The sequence below is a fragment of the Gracilibacillus xinjiangensis genome (genome assembly GCF_042651765.1).
In the GTDB taxonomy this organism is placed as follows: domain Bacteria; phylum Bacillota; class Bacilli; order Bacillales; family Amphibacillaceae; genus Gracilibacillus; species Gracilibacillus xinjiangensis.
Map to the genome: position 1 here is coordinate 406461 of NZ_JBHSDT010000004.1, position 23674 is coordinate 430134.

The window sequence follows — 23674 nt, forward strand, 5'->3', positions numbered from 1 at the left end:
GGTGATAACTTTGCAGTTCATTGGGGTATTAATACCAATCTTTAGTATTTTTGCGATTGGTTATATCGGCATTAAATTCTTAAATGTGGACATTAAATCCATCTCGACCGTTACACTGTATTTAATGTCCCCAGTTCTTGCTTTTCGGACATTTTTTGAAAATGACCTAAACATGGATTACATTTATTTAGGTGGTTTTTTACTTGTATTGTGTCTATTAAGTTTGCTATTTTGCTATCTTGTCGGTTATTTTCGCGGATGGGATGAATCAGAAAAAAGCGGGTTTATTCTAGCTTCTGTGTTTATGAATAATGGAAATTATGGCACGCCCCTTGTTTTGTTGGTTTTTGGGGAAGAGGGTTTCCATTATGCTATCATACTTATGGTTTTACAGACATTAATCATGTGTACGATTGGTATATATGTTGCTGCTAAAGGTGGTGCAGCGGGTAATAACATTAAAATCTCGCCTTTAAAAGATGTTATAAAAGTACCGATTGTTTATGGGGCAGTTTTGGGTATAATATTAAATATAAGCGGTATTGTGATCAACGAACAAATGATGACAGCGATCGATATGGTAGCAGATGCAACGATCCCGATCATTATGATTGTTTTAGGGATGCAGCTTGCGAAGATTAAGTTAAATGATCTAGAGTTTGGTAAATTGTCCTTATCGGTCCTGTTTCGGTTGATCATTGCGCCAATTATTGCATATTTAATCACTATACCATTACCTGTAGAGGAAATGGTGAAGGATATTCTTATTTTAACTGCTGCTATGCCGACAGCAGCCAATACAACAATGTATGCACTGCAATTTGGTGCCAGACCGAACTTTGTATCAAGTGCTACATTAATTACAACAATATTAAGTCTCATCACATTACCTATTCTTTTATTCATTCTGATATAGGGTGATAAAAAAGGCGACACTTTGTTGAACATATGGACAGGCTTGGTTTCTTAGCAAGGCCAGGGAGCCTGTTCTTATGGTCATGTATAGGGTATTCGATATTTTTATAATTTTCAGAATTGTTTTAATATAAAAAAATTAATAAAAACCATTGTTTTATGAATAATTATGCTTTATTATAATGATTACTAAATGTATAAATAACAATTGGAGTGAATATTTATGTATAAATTATTAATGAAAATTGCTGCAGTTTTGTTTGTAGCTTTATTGGTTGCATGTGGCACTGGTTCAACTGGAGAAGATAATGCACAAAGTGGAGACAGTGCACAAGATGATAAGAACAGCAAAGGGAAACTATCTGTAGTAACCGAAGCTGGTTTCATGCCTTTCTCATACTTAGACAAAGGAGAACTAGCTGGCTTTGACATCGAGTTGATAGATGCTGTTTTGCAAGAAGCGGGTTATGATTATGATATTAAAAATGTTGGCTGGGAATCAATGCTTGCATCTGTTCAGAACGGTGAAGCAGATCTTGCTATTGCAGGGATAACTATTAATGAGGATCGTAAAGAATCCTACGATTTCTCATCTCCTTATTTCGAATCAACGCACCAAATTGTATTCCGTGAAGGTGAGAATATTACAAGTGGTGAAGACATTAAAGATCTAAAAGTTGGGGTGCAGTCAGGGACAACAGGTGCAGAAGCTGCAGAAAAGATTCTAGGTGCGAATCACCCTAATATCGCAAAATATGATGCCAACACATTAGCATTTATGTCATTACAATCTGGTGATGTGGACGCAGTAGTAACAGATAATGTAGTTGCAAGTGAATATGTAAAAAATAATCCGGATGCTAATGTTGAGATGATCGAAGATCCAGATACATTTGAGTCAGAGTTCTATGGAATTATGTTCCCTAAAGGTAGTGAAGTTACAGAGGATGTTAACACCGCATTACAAACATTAATTGAAAATGGTACGTATACAGAATTATATGAAGAATGGTTTGGTACAGAGCCAAATATTGAAGTATTACAATAAAGTAAGTTGAATGTGAGCGTAGCGGTATCTCGTTGCGCTTTTCTGTTTGTTTTGCTGTGAATATTTTTGGGAATGGAAAAGCAAAGTATAGGATATGGAAAGGAGTTAAAGAGATGGATTTTAGATTTGATATTATTGTGGAATATTTTCCTTTTTTCTTAGAAGGAATGATGTTAACAATATTAATGTCCGTAATTGGCGTATTAGTTGGGTGTGTGCTAGGCTTTTTTATTGCCCTTGGTAAGATGTCGAAGCATGCTATTATTCGTATTCCTTTTGTATGGTACATTAATTTTTTAAGAGGTACGCCATTACTTGTTCAATTATTTTTATTTCATTATGCTATATTACCAACAGTATTAGGTGATACAACAGCAGTTACTTCCGTTATTGTCACACTCTCACTGAATTCATCTGCATATGTTGCAGAGATTTTCCGTGCCGGGTTACAATCAATAGATAAGGGTCAAGCAGAGGCTGCCCATTCGTTAGGAATGAATAAGTTCCAAGTAATGCGTTATGTACTATTGCCGCAAGCATTTAAGCGTTCGATCCCGCCGCTGGGCAATGAATTTATCGTTTTATTAAAAGACTCGTCACTTGGTGCAATGATTGCTGCACCAGAATTGTTATATTGGGGTAGAGCTGCTGCTGGCCAGTATTATCTGTTTTGGGAGCCATACTTAACAGTTGCAGTGGGGTATTTAATTATCACCCTTTCCTTAACCTATTTACTAAATTATTTAGAAAGAAGGTTTGATGTCAAATGATTACCGTAAAGCATTTAAAGAAAACCTTTGGAGAATTAGAAGTTTTAAAAGATATCAATGTAGAAATTAAACAAAAAGAAGTAGTCGTCGTGATCGGTCCTTCAGGTTCGGGAAAATCGACATTTCTTCGTTGCTTAAATTTAATTGAAACAATCACAGAAGGAACGGTAGAAATTGATGGAGATTTGCTGACAGATAAAAAAGTTGATATCAATAAAATACGTGCAGAAGTCGGCATGGTGTTTCAGCAGTTTAATTTATTCCCACATAAAACAGTTCTGCAAAATATTACGTTACCAATGGTTACGGTGAGAAAATGGAACAAACAAGACGCTGAGAAAAAAGCTCTGGAGCTGTTAGCAAAAGTAGGGTTAGCAGATAAAGCAGGCGTTTATCCTGAGTCTTTATCTGGTGGACAGAAACAAAGGGTTGCTATTGCTCGTGCATTAGGAATGGAACCAAAAGTAATGTTGTTTGATGAGCCTACATCTGCATTAGATCCAGAAATGGTTGGCGAAGTATTAGAAGTAATGAAGCAACTAGCGAAAGAGGGAATGACAATGGTTGTTGTCACACACGAAATGGGCTTTGCTCGTGAAGTAGGCGACCGAGTAATTTTTATGGATCAAGGCTATATTGTAGAAGAAAATGATCCGAAAAGCTTATTCCAAAACCCGCAGCATGAAAGAACACAAGCGTTTTTGAGTAAGGTGTTGTAAAGGGTTTTGTTTGCAGGGATTGAATGAAGGGAGGTTGTTCTGAAGAGGAGCAACCTCTTTTCTTTCCAAATCTTTAAAAAAGAGCCTTATTTTCATAGTATTCAGGCTCGCGGAATGGAGGATTAACAAGTTAATGAAAATCAGCGTCTGTTACTACTGTGGTTGTACACAGTTTCACACGATTAACTTCCTCATTTTGCGAATGATTGATTAACAAAAAGTAGTAGCTCCCATCCTCTGGTATTTCATGATCGGAGTTTGCAAAAGTGTAGCTTCTTCTAGTGATTGATTTTCAAGATTAGCTAAATAGATGTCCAGTTCCTCGAAAGTAGAGGAGTAGTTTATCGAAAGTAAGCTCCCTTTTGGCAGATCACTTGGTCCAAAGCTTTTACTTTCTCCGGATTTAAGTTCTAGAAATTCTTCTGCCCCCTCATTTGTAGTTTCTCCGGGATAACAACCGTGAGTTTCCCCATTTGGTATCTTTTCCACTGCTAGAGAATCCCTGTTTTTAAAAGTAGTAGCGACTGGATCTGCATCGGGGTTTGTTTGATCTTGATTGTTAAACACATAAGCTGCTACTGCAATAATAATGATAACAGCTAAAACAGCAAATAAAACCAGATTACGTTTCTTTTTGTTTTCAGCAGCCATTGTAATACTCCTTTCACTTTTCATGGAACTATTTTTAAAGTAATCCTTGATTAAAAAATAGTTAGATCAGGTCACATAATAACCCCTTTGTTCCAGTTATTTTAAATTTACATTATGTGGAATTCACTGTCAATACTATTTCTTCCTATTCTATTTTACTTTAATAGAAAGATAGCGTTTTTTGGGATGAAGTTAAAATTGATTTAAATGCCAAAAAGTATGATAAAAAGGAAGAAAAGGCATTAAGCACCCCTTTCAATGCCAAAGAAGGATGAAAAAAAGAAGGAAAAGGCATTAAGCACCCCTTTCAATGCCAAAGAAGGATGATAAAAAGGAAGAAAAGGCATTAAGCCCCCGTTTCAATGCCAAAAGAAATAAGAAAGTGACGTTAAGTGGCATTTGAGCAGAACAAAAAAGGGATCCAATCGTCAATATAATGACATATTGGGTGCCTCTCTCAACATAATAAAATTTCCCGCTTTTACAATGCTTGTTTTTCTAATGACACCTTTGTCGTCGTACCATTTTGCTGCTCTAATTCCTCATCCGTTAAATAATATTCTTCTCCAAATGAGTTCTTCGGTTCTTCTAACATGAAATAACAAATGACAAAACTTAGGAAGGCACCACCTGCTAATATAAAGAAAAATTGCTGTGGGTTAACAAACGTGTACAATGTCAAATAAATGGTTGAGCCAACATTTCCGTATGCTCCTGACATTCCGGCAATTTGTCCTGTTACCCGCTTTTTGATCATTGGAATAACAGCAAATGTTGCCCCCTCAGCTCCTTGGATAAAAATAGATGTTAGAATAGTGATTGCCACTGCCAGAACTAACGGCCAGTTTGAATTCATTAAGCCCATTAAGACCAGTCCGATTGAAATACCAACCATATAAACAAGCATTACTTTTCTTCTGCTTCCCATTTTATCGGACAGAACACCGCCAAGTGGTCTTGCTACAAGATTAACGAAAGCGAAAGATGAAGCTATTAACCCTGCCTGTGCAGGGGATAAAGAGAAAGTCAGTTGGAAAAACATTGGCAGCATCGAGACAATCGCTAGTTCTGCCCCGAAATTAGCAAAGTACGTACTGTTTAATGCCGCTACATTTCTGAATTTATATTTATCCTGTTCAGGCACACCTCTTTTTAATATCGGTACATTCACCTTTAATATCGCATAAATTTGATAAATTAATATAAGGCCGATGATACCATAGACAATGTATAATGTTTCAGCAGAGATGAATCCTAATCCTTCTAGCCTCCATGCACTAACAGCGACCGCACCGCCCAGAGGAATTGTCCACAGGATTAGTTGTACCATATCTCCCCAGCTGCTTACTTCAAGTGCTGCTGCTTTTTTAGGCTTAATCAGTTTCTTGCCATCTGGTGTGTCTCGAACGAAAATATAATAGATAATACCATAGACAAAACAAATGACACCAGTAAAAGCTAGGGCATAACGATATCCGTTATCGCCACCGAGCATCGTTAATGCGAACCATGGCAGCAGCATCGCAGCAGCTGCCGAACCAAAATTACCCCAACCACCATAAATTCCTTCAGCAAAACCAACATTTTTCGGCGGAAACCACTCCGCAACCATCCGGATACCAATAACAAAACTTGCACCAATACTACCTAATACTAATCTTGATATCATAAGCTGTGCCCAACTATCACCAAAAGCAAATATAATTGATGGAACAGACATTATGATTAACAGGCCAGAATAAACTACTCTAGGCCCGAATTTATCAAGCAATTGTCCGATAATAATCCGTGCTGGTATTGTTAACACAACATTACAAATTCCTAATGCAGCGATATGTTGTGATGTTAACCAATTCATATCAGCCATCATGGTTGTTGCTAATGGCGCCATACTGAACCATGCGAAAAAAGCTACGAAAAATGCAAACCAAGTGAAATGTAATACTTTAATACGCTCATTTTTAAATTTGAATAAATCAGTAATTGTCATTTTGCACGCTCCTCAGAGAAAGAATAAGGTTAAATTTAGTATTATTTTTACATGTTTTTCTGCTGACGTCTGATTTGTTGTCATATTTGTTCACAGCTTTTTTTGAATGAAAATTCCCTTTACTAAAAGAGGAGAGAATATTGATATATTTCCTTACAAAAAATTTGACTTACAATTACTGGCCGCCAGGAAATGAAGGATGATTTTAATGCTTCTTTCTAAAAATCAATAACATATGTTAAGAGTTGAGGGAGTTATCTATGTCAAGTTGTTTCCTTTTTGCATGTTAAGCGTGATAAGATAAAGAAAATGATAGGAGGGATAATATTGAAACTGGTAAATTATAAGTTGAAGTATGATTTTGCCCTAAGCCGAATGGGGGTTATGCTAAATAATAACGTCGTGGATCTGCACCAAGCATATGAACAAATGATTGCAAATGTTGGAGCGAAAGAAAGCGCCTTCCCATTACCGAGTGATCCTGATACCTTTTATGCAAATGGTGAGGCTAGTATGGAAATTGCAAAAAAAGTATATGCCTATATAGAGAAAAACGAGCCCCTAACCCAATACAAAAGAGAGGATGTTGTACTTGGTCCGCCGATACCTAATCCATCCAAAATTATTTGTATTGGGATAAATTATGCTGATCACGTTGCTGAAATGGGAAGTGAGATCCCTGAATTTCCTGTAGTGTTTTCAAAGTTTAGCAATGCATTAATCGGACCAGAGGATGATATTCATAAAATAAGTGCCACGAAGAAATTAGATTATGAGGTTGAATTAGCTGTGGTAATAGGTAAAAAGACTTCCAATGTAAATAAAACGGATGTGCATGATTATCTTGCCGGATATACAATGGGGAATGATGTTTCTGCTCGAGACCTCCAAAAAAGGACAGTGCAATGGCTGCAAGGGAAGTCCTTAGATCATACAACACCGATTGGACCATGGCTGGTAACAAAAGACGAAATAACGGATCCATCCAATCTTGCTATTAAATCATTTGTTAATGGTGAGATAAGACAATCGTCTAATACGAAACATTTAATCTTTGATATACCTTTCCTGGTCAGCTTTATCTCTGAATTAATTACATTAAATCCTGGCGATATCATTTTAACAGGTACCCCGGACGGAGTAGGAATGGCTATGGATCCGCCGCAATATTTACAACATGGCGATACGGTAAGACTAGAAATTGAAGGAATCGGTATAATGGAAAATAAAATAATAGAAAAGTAAAAATGTGCCCACCTTTGTTTGAGGTGGGCTTCTTACATATATCAGAAAAAAAGATACCGAAATTAACTATGGGAAAATGTATAATTACAAATGGATATTTATACAATTATAAATATATCAAACAAAAATATGCAGTCCTATACCATTGATGCATAAAGGAGTGTTTTAATAAGAATGTTATAATATATAGCTTTTACAACTATAAGTTCACAGAAAACTTAAAATTTTTAATAAACAATATTGCATGAAAATACAAAATAGAGTATAATTATAAAATATCATAAACGGAATCTTTAGGAGGATATATCGTGAATGTAGCAATTATAGGAGGCACAGGATACGGTGCTGTTGAATTACTCCGATTTTTATATAATCATCCACATGTAACTGTTTCGAAAATTATTTCCCATTCAAACAGTGGAACACCTTTTTCAGAAGTGTATCCGCATCTAGTCAATCTTATAGATACGGAAATGGAATCGTTGGATATCAGTACATTAGCAGAAGAGGTTGACCTTGTCTTCTTTGCCACACCATCAAACGTAAGTAAAAATTATATTCCTGAATTAATTGATAAGGGAATTAAATGTATTGATCTGTCAGGAGATTTCAGGTTAAAAGACGGTGAGCAGTATAGAAATTATTATGGTGAAAAGATGGCACCGGAAAAATATATTGAAAAAGCTGTGTATGGATTAAGTGAAGTGAATAAAAAAGCAATAGAGAATGCATTATTGATTGCCAACCCGGGTTGTTATCCAACAGCAACAACGTTAGGATTAATTCCGGTTTTATCTCATAATCTAGCGGATTATCAAAATATTGTTATTGATGCAAAAACAGGTACGACAGGTGCAGGCAGAAGTTTATCACAAGGGTTCCACTTCTCAGAAATGCAAGAGAATTTCAAAGCATATAAGTTAGGCATCCATAAGCATATTCCGGAGATTGAGCAAGTGTTATCAGATACAGCAAATGAGGATATTCAAGTAACTTTCACGCCACATGTTGTCCCAATGACACGTGGAATTATGAGTACAATTTACGTTAATTTAAAAGAGAGACAATCAACAAAGCAGCTATTAGATTTATATAAAGAGTTCTATAAAGATAAACCGTTTGTCAGGGTTAGGGAAGAAGGCATTATTCCCCAAACAAAAGAAGTTTATGGCAGTAATTTCTGTGATATTGGATTATATGCTGATGAACGGACAGGAAAATTAATTATTGTTTCGGTTATTGATAATTTAGTCAAAGGCGCTTCAGGCCAGGCAATTCAAAATATGAATATTATGAACGGATGGGACGAAGCAACTGGAATAAACCAGTTACCGATTTATCCTTAAGGAGTGAATAAATAGATGATAACGGGAGAGCAACAAGAGAAATTCAAGTTAATTGAAGGCGGAAATATCGGGTCAGCAAAAGGCTTTAAAGCTGGAGGGTTACATTGCGGGATTCGTAAGCAAAAAATAGATTTTGGTTGGTTTTACTCAGAAGTTCCTGCACATGCTGCAGGGGTTTATACAACGAATGCATTTCAGGCAGCACCGCTAAAGGTAACACAAGAAAGCATTGCAACAGAAGGTAAATTGCAAGCAGTTGTTGTTAATTCAGGTATTGCGAATGCGTGTACAGGAAAGCAGGGATTAGTTGATGCATATGATATGCGCAAATCCTTTGCTGAGGCAGTCGGTGTACAAGAGCACTTAGCAGCTGTTGCTTCCACTGGATTGATTGGAGAATTATTGCCAATGGATCGTATCCATAAAGGGATTAGTCAAATCAATGATACAGAACATCAGGGTGCAGAGAAATTTGAAACAGCAATCCTGACAACAGATACACATGCAAAAGGGATTGCAATTGAATTGGAAATTGATGGAGAATCAGTTGTCATCGGTGGTGCAGCGAAAGGATCAGGGATGATTCACCCAAATATGGCAACAATGCTTGGATTTGTGACAACAGACGCAAACATTGAATCAAGTGAACTTTCTGCAGCTTTAAAATCGATCACAAACAAATCGTTTAATATGATTACCGTTGATGGGGATACAAGTACAAATGATATGGTATTAGTCTTAGCCAATGGAAAAGCAGGGAACGACAAATTATCTGCTAAACATGAAGACTGGGATAAATTCTACCAAGGATTAAAGTTTGTCTGTGAATATCTTGCAAAGGAAATAGCCAGAGATGGTGAAGGTGCGAGTAAATTAGTGGAAGTAACGGTAGATGGGTCATTCTCTGATGAATCTGCTGCAGCTATTGCAAAATCTATTATATCCTCGAATCTTGTTAAAACAGCTATTCATGGAGCGGATGCGAACTGGGGAAGAATTATTACCGCAATCGGCTATAGCGGTCAGTCACTAGATCCAGACAAAGTGAGCATATACTTAGGCGATATTTTAGTGGTAGAAAACGGTGTGCCTCATAAGTTTGATGAAGATGAAGCAAAGCAATATTTATTACAAGATGAAGTGGCAATAATAGCAAAACTCGGCGATGGTAATGGAAAGGCAACAGCATGGGGATGTGACTTGTCTTATGAATACGTAAGAATTAATGCTTCTTACCGAACATAAGGAGGATATAGAAAGTGAATACAAATTATGTTGTAATAAAATGTGGTGGCAGTGTATTTGAGCAGCTGCCCCATTCTTTTTACCAAAATATCGTAAAAATTCAGAATGAGGGAGAATGGCAGCCTATTATTGTTCATGGCGGGGGACCACTTATCTCAAAACTATTAGAACAAACTGGAGTATCTACAACATTTGTGAACGGATTACGTGTGACAACGAATGAGGTATTAGATGTAGTAGAAATGGCTTTAAGTGGTTCATTAAATAAAGAAATTGTTAGAAATATAGCGGAAGCAGATGGAAAAGCGTTTGGGTTGAGTGGGGTTGATGGTCACTTATTAAAAGCACAGCCTGTTGAGACAACTGATGCACTTGGTTTTGTTGGGGAAGTAACTTCAGTTAATACAGTGTTAATCGAGACTTTAGTTAACCAGCAATTAGTGCCAGTTATTTCACCAATTGGTATAGATGAATCAGGCCAGCGTTATAATATTAATGCAGATATGGCGGCTTCCGCAATTGCACAGAGTTTAGGCGCAAAACTTTGTTTTATCAGTGATATTCCTGGTATCTATGAGGAAAAGAATGGAGTAAGGCATATTTTCCATCAGCTTAACGAAAAACAAATTAGTGAATTAATTGAAAAAGAAGTGATCATTGGTGGAATGATTCCGAAAGTGAAATCAGCAATTAGTGCATTGCATAAGAATGTCCCCGAAGTATCGATTGTGGATGGGATCGAGCCGAACGGGTTAGTGCAATTTATGCAAGGAAAAGAAGTAGGTACGAGAATATCTTTAGACAAGGAGGCAACGCATTATGCCTAAGCAATTACTAAGTCCAGTAATGGACACTTACGGTCGGTTTCCACTAGCATTAGTTGAAGGGAAAGGCAGTTATGTTTGGGATGACCAGGGAAATAGATATTTAGATTATTCATCAGGGATTGCGACATGTAATTTAGGGCATGTTCCTGAGGTGGTCGAGAAAGCATTACAAGAGCAATTGAGTAAATTATGGCATTGTTCCAATTTATTTCATATCCCTTCACAAGAAGAACTAGCAAAGGTATTAGTCGAAAACAGTTGCGGTGACCAAGTATTTTTTTGTAATAGTGGAGCTGAAGCAAATGAAGCAGCATTAAAGCTGGCAAGGAAATATGCAAAAGATAACTTTCAAAAAGAACAAGCGGAAGTGATCACATTTAAAAATTCTTTCCATGGAAGAACAATGAATACATTGTCTGCGACGGGTCAGGAGAAAATCCACCAAGGCTTTACCCCGCTGACCCCAGGTTTTTCATTCTTGCCATATAATGATCCGGAAGCATTAACACAAGTGAAAAATATGAAACCTGATGCCGTACTCTTGGAGTTAATCCAAGGTGAAGGTGGTGTTGTACCGGCAGATTATAAATGGATCACTGAGTTGTCTGTGATCTGTAAGGAAAATGATATCTTGTTTATGGTTGATGAAATACAGACAGGGATGGGCAGAACAGGTACATTATTTGCATATGAGCAATATGGCATTGAGCCTGATGTTATCAGCTTGGCAAAAGGGTTAGGGTCTGGTATACCGATTGGTGCTATTATTGCGAAAGAGCATGTTGCAAAATCCTTTTCAGCAGGTACACATGGCAGTACATTTGGAGGCAATCCTATTGCTACAACGGCTGGTCTCGCAACCGTTAACCATTTAGTAAACTCAAATGTACTAGATAATGCTAATGAAATGGCAGAATATATCTGGGCTGGATTAACGGAATTAGTGGAAGCAACTGATACAGTAAAGCAACTGAGAGGAAAAGGTTTACTTATTGGATTAGTTGTAGATAAACCCGCAATCGAATTTGTTAATGAGGCTAGAGAAAAACATAATGTCTTATTTATAGTAGCAGGGCCAAATGTTGTTCGGATCTTACCGCCCCTTACAACAAATAAAGATGAAGCAGATCACTTTTTACAGGTATTAAAACAACTGTTCCATAGTTGAATATAGAAAGAGCGATAAGCAAAAGGCGCCCGCAAAGTGAGTGTCTTTTGCTTTTCTATCTAATAAATGATTATTCGCTATAATTAGTATCTCCCTGGCGATATTATATGTACATCAACATTTCCATATTCGGTACCAGCTACTTATCTGGACTCTAAAAGGCGTGCAGGATAAGAGATGATAAGAAGTTGCAAGATTTTGTACTAGGATAACTTGACCATTTGCGATAAAATGATAAAGTATAAAAGAATGAAACTAATAAAGAGGGATTAAGATGAAAAGCTATATTAAGGAAAAAATAGATACATTTCGGATGGATAATGAAAACAGAGCTCGCTTGTTAATTAATTGTCCGGATCAGCCGGGAATTGTTGCAGCGGTTTCGCAATTTTTATCTGAGCATAATGCTAATATTATTGAGTCAAATCAGTATTCAACAAATCCAAAGGGTGGAGAATTCTTTATTCGTATTGAATTCGAAATGCCGAATTTGAAAGAAAAAAAAGATTCTTTAGAAGCAGGTTTTGAAACAATTAAAGATCAATTTGAAATGGAAGCTACCTTTAAATATGTTGATCAAATAAAAAAAGTGGCTATTTTTGTTTCAAAAGAACCCCATTGCTTATTAGAGTTATTATGGGAGTGGCAAAGTGGTGACTTAATGGCAGACATTAGTCTTGTTATTAGCAACCATGAGACATCAAGGGAAATCGTTGAATCATTAGGGATCCCTTATTATTATATTCCGGCTAATAAGGATATTCGTAAAGAGGTTGAACAGAAACAGATTGAGCTTATCAAACAATATGATGTTGACTTTATTGTGCTCGCTCGATATATGCAAATTCTAACACCTAATTTTGTAGAAACATTCAAAAATCGGATCATCAACATTCATCACTCTTTCTTACCTGCGTTTATTGGTGCTAAACCTTATGAACGTGCGTACAACAGAGGGGTGAAGTTAATTGGTGCAACCTCTCATTACGTAACAAATGACTTAGATGAGGGTCCGATTATTGAACAAGATATAAGCAGGGTCGATCACCGTGATAACGCTGAGGCAATGAAGAAGATTGGTCAATCAGTTGAACGAAGTGTCCTCGCTCGTGCAGTAAAGTGGCAATTAGAAGACCGGATTATTGTATATGGTAATAAAACGATTGTATTTTAATGAAAGGGCGGACAGATTCTTAAACCGAATTTGTCTGCTCTTTTTTTCTCGGTAGTATAAATATTCAGAGGGTAGTTATTCTGGATAGCAGATGATTAATCCGGAAATCTGACCTAGTCTTCCAACTTTTTGATTTCTGCACCTTTCGCACATATCTATCATTCTGTAGCATCTTAACAGGTTTTGCATAGTATGGGTGTGGGGGTGGTGATCGATGAAACCATGGAGTGCTGCTTGGAAACATGAAGAGCATCTAGTGATCAAACCAGCACAATCACTCTATACTAAAATATATAAAGATTATGAATTATTCTGTCAGTTTACTGACAACCGAGAATTATACTTGCCAGTAACTAGCGAGGACACAGTGTTAACGATAGTTGGTTTTCATGATACGTTTATTGTGAGAGAAGATTTTGTTTTATCTGGCCAAGGTATATTCAGAGAACGAGATTATCAGCCTGGAGATATTCTTGTAGCAAGTGATAATGTAAAAAAGGAGTTATCGGGATATGTGGGGCATTCGGCACTTGTAGTAGATGGGGAGCACCTCGTTGAAGCATCTGGTGGTCATCCAGCCATTGTTAAGGATACCATTCAACAATTCAGGGTAAAACATCCCATACACGCTCAATTCCGGCCGAAGAATAAAGAAATTGGTGAAAAAGCGGCAGCATTTGCCATAGAATACTATTTAAAATATAAAGAAAATCTAAGTAATAATGTGAAAAAGCCGGTGTTTTCTTTTCAATTATCTCAAGACTTGGAGGATATATGGGAATATATCTATTGCTCCAAGCTGGTTTGGGTAAGTTATCATTATGGCGCAGGTTATACATTTGAGAATGATTTCTTATGGTTTTCACCAGAAGATTTGTATACCCTGTTATCGGACAATGATGATTTTGAAGTAGTCTATAAACACCCTGATGTTAAATTTATCATTAATACTTAAGATTAGGCACTCTTTAATAAGGGTGTTTTTATTTTGGGCTTTCCTTTTTTCTAAATTTTTATTAAAAATTAATATTTTTTTATTGAATGTACGTACGAATTATATTATTATTAAGTTAATCCATTTTACACATACGTACAACAAGGAATAAAAGGTATTTATATTTCTGCAAAGGAAGGTGATTAGGACATGTTAGAATCATTAAAACAACAGGTGTTAGAAGCTAATATGGACTTACCGAAATATGGGTTAGTAACATTTACTTGGGGCAATGTAAGCGGTTTCGATAAAGAGTCCGGATTGATGGTCATTAAACCGAGTGGTGTACCTTATGAAGAATTAAAAATAGAAGATCTCGTTGTCCTTGATCTGGAAGGGAATATCGTTGAAGGCAACTTAAAGCCATCCTCTGATACACCTACCCACAGGTATCTCTATCAGAAATTCCCTGAAATAGGTGGGGTTGTTCATACACATTCACCATGGGCTACGAGTTGGGCCCAGGCGGGTAAAGGAATTCCGGCATTAGGTACGACACAAGCAGATTATTTTTATGGAGAAGTACCTTGTACACGCAGAATGACAGAAGAAGAAGTAAAAGGTGATTACGAATGGGAAACAGGCAAAGTAATTGTAGAAGCATTTGAAGATATTGACCCAGTACAAGTCCCAAGTGTGCTTGTTCACAGTCATGCACCATTTAATTGGGGGAAAGATCCACATGAAGCAATTCACAATGCAGTAGTGCTGGAAGAAGTAGCTAAAATGGCTCTACACACATACCAAATAAATCCGAATGCACAAAACATGGATCAATACTTATTAGATAAGCATTATTTACGTAAGCATGGGGCAAATGCTTATTATGGCCAAGATAAGTAAAAATAAAAGATAAATCAAAAATGTATTTAATAGGAGGAACGAAAATGTTAAAAATTAGACCATACAAATTTTGGTTTGTTACAGGTAGTCAGCACTTATATGGGGAAGATGCAATTAAAGAAGTGGAGACAAATTCACAAGAGGTAGTCTCTGGTTTGAATAACTCAGGTAATTTACCTTTTGAGATAGAATTTAAAGAAGTTTTAACAACAGCTAATGACATTCATTCTTTAATGTTAAAGGCAAATTCTGACGAAAATTGTGCTGGTATTATTACATGGATGCACACATTCTCACCAGCTAAAATGTGGATTTCAGGATTAAAGACATTACAAAAACCTTTATTACATTTTCATACACAATATAACCGTGATATTCCTTGGGATTCCATTGATATGGACTTTATGAATCTTAATCAAGCTGCTCATGGTGACCGTGAGTATGGGTTTATCGGTACCCGTATGGATGTATCCCGTAAAGTAGTTGTAGGCCACTGGCAAAACGAAGACGTAACAAAACGTGTTGCAGATTGGATGAAAACAGCAGTTGCTGTTTCTGAAGGATCCAATATTCGTGTTGCCCGTTTTGGTGATAACATGCGTAATGTTGCAGTTACTGATGGTGATAAAGTAGAAGCTCAGATCAAATTTGGCTGGGTAGTAGATTATTATGGTATTGGTGATCTTGTAGAAGAAATAGAAAAAGTTACAGATGAAGAACTAGAAGCACTTTTTAAAGAATATGAAGAACTATATGAATTACCAGCTGAAGCTAATGAGCCTGGACCAGTTCGTGATTCGATTCTCTATCAAGGGAAGATTGAATTAGGTTTAAAATCTTTCTTACAAAAAGGAAATTATACTGCATTTACAACTAACTTCGAAGACCTGCATGGAATGAAGCAATTACCAGGTCTTGCAGCACAACGTTTAATGGCAGAAGGATATGGTTTTGCTGGTGAAGGGGACTGGCGTACTGCTGCATTAACTCGCTTTATGAAAATTATCGCGGATAACAAAGGTACCTCTTTTATGGAAGATTATACGTATCACCTTGAGCCAGGTAACGAAATGATCTTAGGTTCACATATGCTGGAGGTATGTCCAACTGTTTCAGCGACTAAACCAAAAATTATCGTAAATCCATTAGGAATCGGCGGGAAGGAAGACCCTGCACGATTAGTATTTGATGGCCGTGGCGGCGATGCTGTAAATGCTTCTTTAATTGAAATGGGTGGACGTTATCGTCTTGTAATTAATGAAGTGAAAGCAGAACAGCCTAAGAAAGAAACACCTAAGTTACCAGTTGCAAAAGTAGTGTGGAAGCCAGAGCCTTCACTGAGTGAAGCGACAGAAGCATGGATTTATGCCGGTGGGGCTCACCATACTGTATTCTCTTTTGATGTGACAACAGAACAACTTTACGATTTTGCAAACATGGCAAAAATCGAATGTGTTGTCATTGATAAGGAAACGAACTTAAGACAATTTAGAAATGAATTAAAATGGAATGAAGCAATTTATCGTTAAGGTGGGAAAGACAGAGATCTACTGGTTGTAGATCTCTCTTTCTGTTTTTAGTGTGATAGTGGTTGTTGTTGCTTGTGGTTGTTTGAGGTAAAATAGAAATATGAAGCGCTTATAAAGTACGATGTAAGTGATGGTATAAGTCAGTTTAATGAGGTGTAAGAAATGCAAACAAAATATAACATTGTAAAACAAGCAATTAAATCTCAAATTTTGGATGGTACGTACCAGCCATATCAGAAGATCAGTTCTGAAAGTGAATTGATGAAACAGTTTGGTGTAAGTCGTCACACAGTAAGACTTGCTATCGGTGATCTTGTCAATCAAGGATGGCTTTATCGGGAACAAGGAGCAGGGACGTTTTGTGCGGATCGGTCCAAGGAAGATAATCTGCAACAAGTTGGACATAAGAATATTGCCATTATCACCACCTATATCTCTGATTATATTTTCCCCTCGATTATTAGAGGTGCAGAGTCCTATTTAAGTCAGCGTGGTTATCAAGTTAGTCTGTTTTCAACAAATAACGACCATGAGAATGAAAAAAAGTTTCTGGAGAAAATTTTAACCCAACAATTTGACGGAGTAATCATTGAACCAACAAAAAGTGCTGTCTCAAATCCGAATATAAATTATTATCTGAATTTAGAACGCCAGAATATTCCTTATCTCATGATTAATGCATTCTATGACGAATTAGAACCATTTCATATTGTAATGGATGAAGAGAAAGGTGGTTTCCTTCAAACAGAACATTTAATTGAATTAGGACATAGGAATATTATTGGTTTCTTTAAAAATGATGATACTCAAGGAACCAAAAGGATGAAGGGGTATTTAAAAGCACACCGTAAGCATAATATCGAAATTTCCCCCAATAATATTGTCACATATACAACGGAGGAAAAATCTACAAAACCAGTTGAAGTACTGCAAAAGCTATTGTTTGAGAATACAGAAAGCCGACCAACCGGAATAGTTTGTTATAATGATGAACTGGCAATTAAGCTATTGGATGTTATTAGAGAAGGGCAATTGAAAATCCCTGAAGAACTTTCCATTGTAGGTTTTGACGATTCATTTATGGCTGAGATTACAGAAGTTAAACTTACTACAGTCAAACACCCTCAAAGTGAGATGGGAGAATTAGCTGCAAAAGTAATATTAGATATGATTAAACAATCTAGGGGTTCAAAAAAACAGCCGATTACAGAAAATGATTTAATAAGATTTGATCCAAAGTTAGTGATCCGGAATTCAACTGCAGCGGTTAAATGATAAAAAAACTAGCATTTTTCTTAATGCTAGTTTTTTTTAAATGGTAAACTACTCGTTTTTATACTGCTAATCTGAGTTTAATGATTATATATTTTTACTGGCCGTAATATAATTAGATAAAAATGAAGGTTCCAAGATAGGAGAACTAGTATGGTTAACAATTAGTTGTATTAAAATACCCCTTTAAACACTCTTAATGTCAGCCACATCCATACCAAAGCAAGCAGACTAAAACTAAAAAATAATAACAGTACAGGGAACTCCAATGAAAAATACATAATCGAAAACAGAAGCAACATTATAGTGATGGTAATGTGTATTTTCGATATCCCGATTATTAACGCGTTTTTTAATTGATGAATGATGGAAGCATAATTATGTACGACAAGCGGAAAAGCCCATATTACAATAGTCAAATATAAGAATAATATTAGATAAAAAACAAATGGTATAACAAATAAAAGTTCTCCTTGTGCTGTTTGTAAGTTGCGATAATTGAGAAACAGTATGAAGCCCAGAATAGTAAGGATCCAACCAATAGTATTCGCATATTTAAATTCTTCCTTATATATCTTTATGAAAGTGGCCCGAATAGGTACAGTTTGATTACCCATTAACCATTTTCTCACCACTCCCAATATGGCGGATGTAGCTGGGAAAATACCAAAAGCACCTAACCCTATTAAGGTAAAGACTATCCAGAGAAAATTCAAAAATGCCAGTTTTGTTATCCATACGAATGCTTTATCTAATATGGTTGTAATGTTTCTATTATTCATCATCTAGCCATCCTCTGTTTTTTACTACTAGTATAGCACGGCAGAAAAGCCATAGTCTTTGTATCATACTATGGCTTTTCTGCTCATGCAAATTTCTTTTATCCTTTCACTCCTCCGGACGTTAATCCAGCAACAAAGTACCGTTGGAAAAAGATAAACAGGATTACAATTGGGATAATTGTCAAGACTGACCCTGCTATTAAGATATCATAATTATTTCCATATGGTGTTAATAGTGTTGCTAACCCTATTGGGAGTGTAAACATATCATTTGATCGTAATACAAGGAGTGGCCAAAGAAAGTTATTCCAACTTGCTAAACCTTGTAAAATAGCCATTGCAGCCATCGATGGGCCCATTAATGGCAGCATAATTTTGAAAAATACACCATACTCTGTGCTTCCATCCATTCTAGCTGCATCCATAAGTTCTTTTGGTAATCCTGTAGCATACTGTCTAAAGAAAAAAACGGCGACTGGTGCTACAACTAATGGAAGCACTACTGCAAAGTAACTATCAACTAACTGAGCTCCTACCATCATTTGATATAAAGGCAGCATTAGTATTTCAAACGGAATCATTAAAATTAATAATACTAATACAAAAAATAGATTTCTTCCTTTAAAATCATAGACAGCTAAAGCATAGCCAACCATAGAAGAGAAAAATAGTGACAAAACTATCGTCAGAGCAGATATAATCAAGCTATTTCCATACCAACTCCAGTAAGAAGCTGCCTCTTGAAAAATGAACATATAGTTATCTAAGTTTAATTGGCTAAAATCTATACTAAATGTAATCCCATTTCGCATCAGCTCGGATGAAGGCCTGAAGGATGAAATGATCAACCCGATAATAGGGAATAAGATAATTAAAGAAACGAGCAGAAACCCGATGCTGGCTACCCATGTTAACCCACTGTTTTTCTTATTGGCTTCCATTTATTCATCACCTCTTTTGAATGTACCTGTCAGCAGTAAATTGATAATACTAATAACAAAAATAATCAACATAAGGACTACACCGATTGCGGATCCGAATCCCATATCATTTTGTCCTATACCTTGTTGATAGATATAACCTACCACGGTTAACCCGATATTACCTGGTGAGCTAGTTTCCCAAAAGACGAAACTCTCCTCAAACATTCTAAAACCATTGATTATTGTTATCGTACTAACAAAAATAGTGATTGGCTTCAAATGAGGAATGGTAATATATCTCAGTTTTTGAAAGGCATTTGCACCATCAATATCCGCTGCTTCGTACAATTCACTGGATATATTCTGAAGCTGAGCCAGAAAATAAAGTACATTAACGCCGATCCAGCGCCAAGAAGCTAAAATTACCATTAAGAACATGGCTGACCATGCATTATAGCGCCAATCAATTGGTTCTAAACCTAAAAAAGCAACAATTTGATTTGATACAGAGGAGTCTGCTTCACTAAACATTAACCTAAAGATCATACCACCAACAATAGTTGAAGTTAAAGCTGGTATAAAAATAGAGGCTCTAAAAAAAGTCTTAAACTTTACAAATTTAGAGTTTAATAGAATAGCCAGGAGCATAGGGATGATTGTTAAGATTAAGACAGTCAAAATAACATAAATCGTCGTATTGGATAATGCTTTATAGAAATTAGGGTTCAGTACTCGTTCATAATTTCTAAGTCCAACAAACTCTACTTGTCCCGGTAAAATGCTTTGGAAACTCATTATAATCCCATGAATAGCAGGGTACAAGGTTAAAACTAAGAAAGAAAGAATAAATGGTGAAACAAAAATATAGGGAACTACCTTTTTTGAGTTTAGAAAAGTTAAAAGTTTATTAGGTTGTTTGTAGCTGCTGTCTTGAATAGTTGAACTTGTGTTAGTTTCTTGATTTGGAGAGGGCACCGTAATACCTCCTTGTGATTTATTTAATAGGAGACAGGTATTTTAAGTACGCTGTCTCCTAAAGTCTACAGTAATCCAGATAGTTATTCTTACTCCATTTGTGATCTTACAGCTTCTGCTGCTTGCTCAAGGGCTTCTTTTGGAGTTTGAGAATTACTTCTTAGGGTTTGCTGTGTAACATTTGTATGATACTCACTAATTACATCAGGTGTATTCTCTGTAAAGTTTAATGCGTTGATATCATCTCTAATTTCAAGAAGCATTTCGAAGATACCATCTCCAAAGTATTGATAATATTTGTTATCTTCTTTTACTGCTTCACTTTCCCATGTATCCCAGCGAGGAGGATCGAATCCTAATACAGTCCATAACTTAATATTTCCTTCTTCGCTAAGCTTAGCATAAGCTAAAAATTCTTTTGCTAATTCTACATCTTCTGCTTGATTTGTTACAACAGTACCCGTTCCTCCCATACCGGCTGAACGTTTACCGCCTTCTTCCCATGCTGGCATTGGTCGAATAGCAATTTTTCCTTCTAATTCTGGCATACTATCCAAAAATCTACCCATATACCACAGTGGTGCTAATATGGATGCTGATCCACCATCAGAGAAGTATCCATAGAACTCCTCGGATTGGTTCATTCCACCTGGGGTTACTTCAGCGATTTCATGTTCGTATATAACGTCCTGTAAAAATTGTAAGGTATCTATATTTGTTTGGTTATCAAGAATTAACTCACCATTTTCATCGAAAGCATCGGAATCTTGTTGGGACATCATTGGCCACATATCCATTAACCAATCTTCTGTTCCGACATTCCACATCATTGAATCGGTGTTCTCAACAACTTTTTTTCCTGCTGCTACGAAATCATCCCATGTTTGTATAGAATCTATATCTACACCAGCCTGGTCCATAATTTCAGTATTGTAAAACATTACTGTAGACCCAACGTGTGTTGGTACACCATAATAGTTTCCATCTTTCGCGTAGTTTTCAAACCGTGAAGTAACAGCTTTATCCAATACTGGCTCAATGTATTCGTTCAACGGCTCAAGCTGAATATCCCCTTGTAAGTAGTTAGGGAATTGTCCAATCTCGATATCCGCAATATCCGGACCGCCCTGGCCAGATTGAACTGCTAACAATAAATTTTGGTGCATTTGTTCAAATGGATATGTCTCTGCAACTAATTTAATTGGACGATCAGGGTTTTCTTCGTTCCATTGTTCTACAGCGTCACTATAAAGATCAACGTGCTGCCCAACAAATGTCCAGAATGTTATTTCTGTTGCACCCTCGATATCATCCCCAATTACTTCTGTTTCTTCAGCTTCTCCAGACGTGTCTCCTCCGCCGCCGCAAGCTGCTAGAATAATCGACAAAAATGCTAAAATACCAATAAATAAACCCTTTTTCATAGTAATTACCTCCTTGGATTTTTATGAAACGCTTTCAAGTTTAGAATAAAAAATAATCTTTCCTATCATGCATGACAAAATAAAGTATGGGTAAATACTTAAGATGTTAGTAAAAGGCTATCATGCTAACAACCACTTGTCAATAACTAAAGCTAAATTTTACAGTTATTCATACGTATATGCATCGAAAATAACCTTTTTGCCGAATTATTAGCTATTTTTGTTTACTAATAAACAATAATTTTACCAAAACAAGTCATTAAATTAACTGAAATGTTAAATAAGAATCTATAGAGTTGAAGGGGAAAGAGTGAATCTTAATGGACTATTCCTAAGAATGCAAGAAATGTCGTCATGTTAAATAAGTTATCCGCTGTCTTTCTATGGAAAAAGAACCCTCCATTAAAACAACACCTAAATACTCTTACTTCGAATGTTGGATGGAAAGATAAATCTTTTGTAAACTATATACATTTGATATAATATTAGTACGTACATATTTCCATAACCTTATTCCAGGATAACGTGTGAGTAAGACTGCACAGCTATCATCTTAAATCTATTTTTGAAAACGATATCATCGCCTGTGCAGTTTATTTAATTAATTTAATAAGTTTATCTGAAAGTCTTTGAAAAATGAAGAGAAAGACAAAAGGGGGAGAAAGAGATGAATTATTCAGCAGCTAAATACAAGATGATAAAACAATCCATAAAGTCTAACATTCTGGAAGGGTTAATAACACCTCATCAAAAAATCCAATCAGAAAGTCAACTTATGAGTAAGTATAAAGTTAGTCGTCATACTGTAAGGTTAGCTATAGGAGAGCTTGTAAATGAAGGATGGTTATATCGTGAGCAAGGAGCTGGAACCTTCTGTGCAGACAGGGGAGTAGCTCAACTCACAGGTGATAACTTTATGGATAAAAACATTGCCATTGTTACCACATTCATATCAGAATATATTTTTCCATCTATAATAAGAGGAGCGGAAAGCTACCTAAGTGAATGGGGATATAATGTTAGCATTTTCAATACGAATAACCAGTATAGTCAAGAAAAGAAAATATTAAGTCAGATTTTATCTAGTAATTATGCGGGTGTGATCATCGAACCAACACATAGTGCAACAGCAAATCCTAATTTAGGATATTACTTATCCCTGGAAAAAGAGAAGGTTCCTTATGTTATGATTAATGCAGCATATAAGGAACTGGAGCCAATTAGTTTCTCATTAGATGATGTAAAAGGAGGATTTCTTCAAACGAAACATTTAATTGAGTTAGGTCACAGGGATATCGTTTGTATATACAAAACAGATGATTCGCAAGGGCGGGATCGGCTGAAAGGCTATATTAAAGCGCATAGAGAGTATAATATTCTGTTAAATCCAAAAAATATAATTACATATCAAACAGAAAACGAAGATCATAAACCTACTCACGATTTAAAAGAACTATTAAAAGGTAAAATAAATAGCCCTACAGCAGTAGTTTGTTATAACGATCAATTGGTTATGAAATTGTTGGACTTCTTAAGAGGGGAAGGGCTAAAGATCCCCGAAGATTTATCTTTTGTAGGTTATGATGATTCCGTACTTGCGGAATTATCAGAAGTGAAGCTTACCTCGGTCATCCATCCAAAGAGTGAATTAGGTCGAGATGCAGCAAAAGCAATTATTCAAATGATTCAAAGGAATAGTCTAATAGAACTAGGTGAAAATCGAACAAAGTTGTATGAACCAGAATTGAGAATTCGTCACTCAACGGCACCTTTGAATAAAGATTTAGCTATATAACTGTATAAAAATGGGTATTACAAATGGAATGGTTGTAGA

At 36.2% G+C, this 23674-nt stretch carries 21 protein-coding genes; 15 read left to right on the forward strand and 6 right to left on the reverse strand.

From position 1 onward, the window contains the following. Positions 1-10 precede the first annotated feature (10 nt). The 4 genes from ACFOY7_RS06195 to ACFOY7_RS06210 all read left to right on the forward strand — a co-directional run bounded on the left by ACFOY7_RS06195 (position 11) and on the right by ACFOY7_RS06210 (position 3452). Positions 11-916, forward strand: coding sequence for an AEC family transporter (locus ACFOY7_RS06195; RefSeq protein WP_390252052.1), 906 nt, complete (start codon positions 11-13; stop codon positions 914-916). A gap of 222 nt (positions 917-1138) precedes the next feature. Beyond that, positions 1139-1963, forward strand: coding sequence for a basic amino acid ABC transporter substrate-binding protein (locus ACFOY7_RS06200; RefSeq protein WP_390250451.1), 825 nt, complete (start codon positions 1139-1141; stop codon positions 1961-1963). A 113-nt stretch (positions 1964-2076) separates the two neighbouring features. After that, positions 2077-2733, forward strand: a complete 657-nt coding sequence (locus tag ACFOY7_RS06205) for an amino acid ABC transporter permease (RefSeq protein ID WP_390250453.1) — start codon at positions 2077-2079, stop codon at positions 2731-2733. After that, on the forward strand, positions 2730-3452 hold the full coding sequence (locus ACFOY7_RS06210) for an amino acid ABC transporter ATP-binding protein (RefSeq protein ID WP_390250455.1): 723 nt from the start codon (positions 2730-2732) through the stop codon (positions 3450-3452). The genes ACFOY7_RS06205 and ACFOY7_RS06210 overlap by 4 nt, the downstream gene beginning before the upstream one ends. A 210-nt stretch (positions 3453-3662) precedes the next feature. Here the strand turns inward: ACFOY7_RS06210 and ACFOY7_RS06215 are convergent, their stop codons facing one another. Then, on the reverse strand, positions 3663-4103 hold the full coding sequence (locus ACFOY7_RS06215; protein WP_390250457.1) for a hypothetical protein: 441 nt from the start codon (positions 4101-4103) through the stop codon (positions 3663-3665). Positions 4104-4584: 481 nt separating this feature from the next. Then, complete coding sequence (locus ACFOY7_RS06220; RefSeq protein ID WP_390250459.1) at positions 4585-6093, reverse strand: NarK family nitrate/nitrite MFS transporter; 1509 nt, start codon at positions 6091-6093, stop codon at positions 4585-4587. Positions 6094-6420: 327 nt separating this feature from the next. Between ACFOY7_RS06220 and ACFOY7_RS06225 the strand changes: the two genes are divergently transcribed. The 10 genes from ACFOY7_RS06225 to ACFOY7_RS06270 all read left to right on the forward strand — a co-directional run bounded on the left by ACFOY7_RS06225 (position 6421) and on the right by ACFOY7_RS06270 (position 17739). Beyond that, positions 6421-7338 carry a fumarylacetoacetate hydrolase family protein gene (locus ACFOY7_RS06225; RefSeq protein WP_390250461.1) on the forward strand — a complete coding sequence of 306 codons (918 nt, stop codon included), beginning with the start codon at positions 6421-6423 and terminating at the stop codon, positions 7336-7338. Between the two features lie 308 nt (positions 7339-7646). After that, positions 7647-8684 (forward strand): N-acetyl-gamma-glutamyl-phosphate reductase, encoded by a 1038-nt coding sequence (gene argC / locus ACFOY7_RS06230; protein ID WP_390250463.1) that lies wholly within the window; start codon positions 7647-7649, stop codon positions 8682-8684. A gap of 15 nt (positions 8685-8699) precedes the next feature. Then, entirely contained in the window at positions 8700-9929 is a 1230-nt protein-coding gene (gene argJ, locus ACFOY7_RS06235) for a bifunctional ornithine acetyltransferase/N-acetylglutamate synthase (protein ID WP_390250465.1), read from the forward strand. Positions 9930-9943: 14 nt separating this feature from the next. Further along, the gene (gene argB / locus ACFOY7_RS06240; protein WP_390250468.1) at positions 9944-10756 is read left to right on the forward strand and encodes an acetylglutamate kinase; all 813 of its coding nucleotides are present in this window, start codon (positions 9944-9946) and stop codon (positions 10754-10756) included. Beyond that, positions 10749-11924 carry an aspartate aminotransferase family protein gene (locus tag ACFOY7_RS06245; protein WP_390250470.1) on the forward strand — a complete coding sequence of 392 codons (1176 nt, stop codon included), beginning with the start codon at positions 10749-10751 and terminating at the stop codon, positions 11922-11924. Before argB ends, ACFOY7_RS06245 begins: the two co-directional genes overlap by 8 nt. Before the next feature lie 274 nt (positions 11925-12198). Next, entirely contained in the window at positions 12199-13098 is a 900-nt protein-coding gene (gene purU, locus ACFOY7_RS06250; RefSeq protein WP_390250472.1) for a formyltetrahydrofolate deformylase, read from the forward strand. A 214-nt stretch (positions 13099-13312) separates the two neighbouring features. Beyond that, entirely contained in the window at positions 13313-14053 is a 741-nt protein-coding gene (locus tag ACFOY7_RS06255) for a hypothetical protein (RefSeq protein WP_390250474.1), read from the forward strand. A gap of 189 nt (positions 14054-14242) precedes the next feature. Further along, positions 14243-14935 carry an L-ribulose-5-phosphate 4-epimerase gene (gene araD / locus ACFOY7_RS06260; RefSeq protein ID WP_390250476.1) on the forward strand — a complete coding sequence of 231 codons (693 nt, stop codon included), beginning with the start codon at positions 14243-14245 and terminating at the stop codon, positions 14933-14935. Positions 14936-14979: 44 nt separating this feature from the next. Next, positions 14980-16464, forward strand: coding sequence for an L-arabinose isomerase (gene araA, locus ACFOY7_RS06265; protein ID WP_390250478.1), 1485 nt, complete (start codon positions 14980-14982; stop codon positions 16462-16464). A 162-nt stretch (positions 16465-16626) separates the two neighbouring features. Then, positions 16627-17739, forward strand: coding sequence for a GntR family transcriptional regulator (locus ACFOY7_RS06270; protein WP_390250480.1), 1113 nt, complete (start codon positions 16627-16629; stop codon positions 17737-17739). 170 nt (positions 17740-17909) lie between these two features. On the opposite strand, the gene ACFOY7_RS06275 is transcribed toward ACFOY7_RS06270, so the two are convergent. The 4 genes from ACFOY7_RS06275 to ACFOY7_RS06290 form a co-directional block, all read right to left on the reverse strand. Next, positions 17910-18518, reverse strand: a complete 609-nt coding sequence (locus ACFOY7_RS06275; protein WP_390250482.1) for a YesL family protein — start codon at positions 18516-18518, stop codon at positions 17910-17912. A gap of 98 nt (positions 18519-18616) precedes the next feature. After that, positions 18617-19459, reverse strand: coding sequence for a carbohydrate ABC transporter permease (locus ACFOY7_RS06280; protein ID WP_390250484.1), 843 nt, complete (start codon positions 19457-19459; stop codon positions 18617-18619). Next, positions 19460-20377 (reverse strand): carbohydrate ABC transporter permease, encoded by a 918-nt coding sequence (locus tag ACFOY7_RS06285; RefSeq protein WP_390252053.1) that lies wholly within the window; start codon positions 20375-20377, stop codon positions 19460-19462. It abuts the gene before it with no gap. Between the two features lie 128 nt (positions 20378-20505). Then, entirely contained in the window at positions 20506-21840 is a 1335-nt protein-coding gene (locus ACFOY7_RS06290; protein ID WP_390250487.1) for an ABC transporter substrate-binding protein, read from the reverse strand. A 667-nt stretch (positions 21841-22507) separates the two neighbouring features. On the opposite strand from ACFOY7_RS06290, the gene ACFOY7_RS06295 reads away from it, so the two are divergent. After that, on the forward strand, positions 22508-23635 hold the full coding sequence (locus ACFOY7_RS06295; RefSeq protein WP_390250489.1) for a GntR family transcriptional regulator: 1128 nt from the start codon (positions 22508-22510) through the stop codon (positions 23633-23635). The last annotated feature ends 39 nt before the right edge of the window (positions 23636-23674 follow it).

Excerpts from the sequence above, each read along its gene's own strand:
- ACFOY7_RS06200 (WP_390250451.1), top strand. The coding sequence starts at position 1,139 with ATGTATAAATTATTAATGAAAATTGCTGCAGTTTTGTTTGTAGCTTTA.
- ACFOY7_RS06205 (WP_390250453.1), top strand. The coding sequence starts at position 2,077 with ATGGATTTTAGATTTGATATTATTGTGGAATATTTTCCTTTTTTCTTA.
- ACFOY7_RS06210 (WP_390250455.1), top strand. The coding sequence starts at position 2,730 with ATGATTACCGTAAAGCATTTAAAGAAAACCTTTGGAGAATTAGAAGTT.
- ACFOY7_RS06215 (WP_390250457.1), bottom strand. The coding sequence starts at position 4,103 with ATGGCTGCTGAAAACAAAAAGAAACGTAATCTGGTTTTATTTGCTGTT.
- ACFOY7_RS06220 (WP_390250459.1), bottom strand. The coding sequence starts at position 6,093 with ATGACAATTACTGATTTATTCAAATTTAAAAATGAGCGTATTAAAGTA.
- argJ (WP_390250465.1), top strand. The coding sequence starts at position 8,700 with ATGATAACGGGAGAGCAACAAGAGAAATTCAAGTTAATTGAAGGCGGA.
- ACFOY7_RS06245 (WP_390250470.1), top strand. The coding sequence starts at position 10,749 with ATGCCTAAGCAATTACTAAGTCCAGTAATGGACACTTACGGTCGGTTT.
- purU (WP_390250472.1), top strand. The coding sequence starts at position 12,199 with ATGAAAAGCTATATTAAGGAAAAAATAGATACATTTCGGATGGATAAT.
- ACFOY7_RS06255 (WP_390250474.1), top strand. The coding sequence starts at position 13,313 with ATGAAACCATGGAGTGCTGCTTGGAAACATGAAGAGCATCTAGTGATC.
- araD (WP_390250476.1), top strand. The coding sequence starts at position 14,243 with ATGTTAGAATCATTAAAACAACAGGTGTTAGAAGCTAATATGGACTTA.
- araA (WP_390250478.1), top strand. The coding sequence starts at position 14,980 with ATGTTAAAAATTAGACCATACAAATTTTGGTTTGTTACAGGTAGTCAG.
- ACFOY7_RS06270 (WP_390250480.1), top strand. The coding sequence starts at position 16,627 with ATGCAAACAAAATATAACATTGTAAAACAAGCAATTAAATCTCAAATT.
- ACFOY7_RS06275 (WP_390250482.1), bottom strand. The coding sequence starts at position 18,518 with ATGAATAATAGAAACATTACAACCATATTAGATAAAGCATTCGTATGG.
- ACFOY7_RS06280 (WP_390250484.1), bottom strand. The coding sequence starts at position 19,459 with ATGGAAGCCAATAAGAAAAACAGTGGGTTAACATGGGTAGCCAGCATC.
- ACFOY7_RS06290 (WP_390250487.1), bottom strand. The coding sequence starts at position 21,840 with ATGAAAAAGGGTTTATTTATTGGTATTTTAGCATTTTTGTCGATTATT.
- ACFOY7_RS06295 (WP_390250489.1), top strand. The coding sequence starts at position 22,508 with ATGAATTATTCAGCAGCTAAATACAAGATGATAAAACAATCCATAAAG.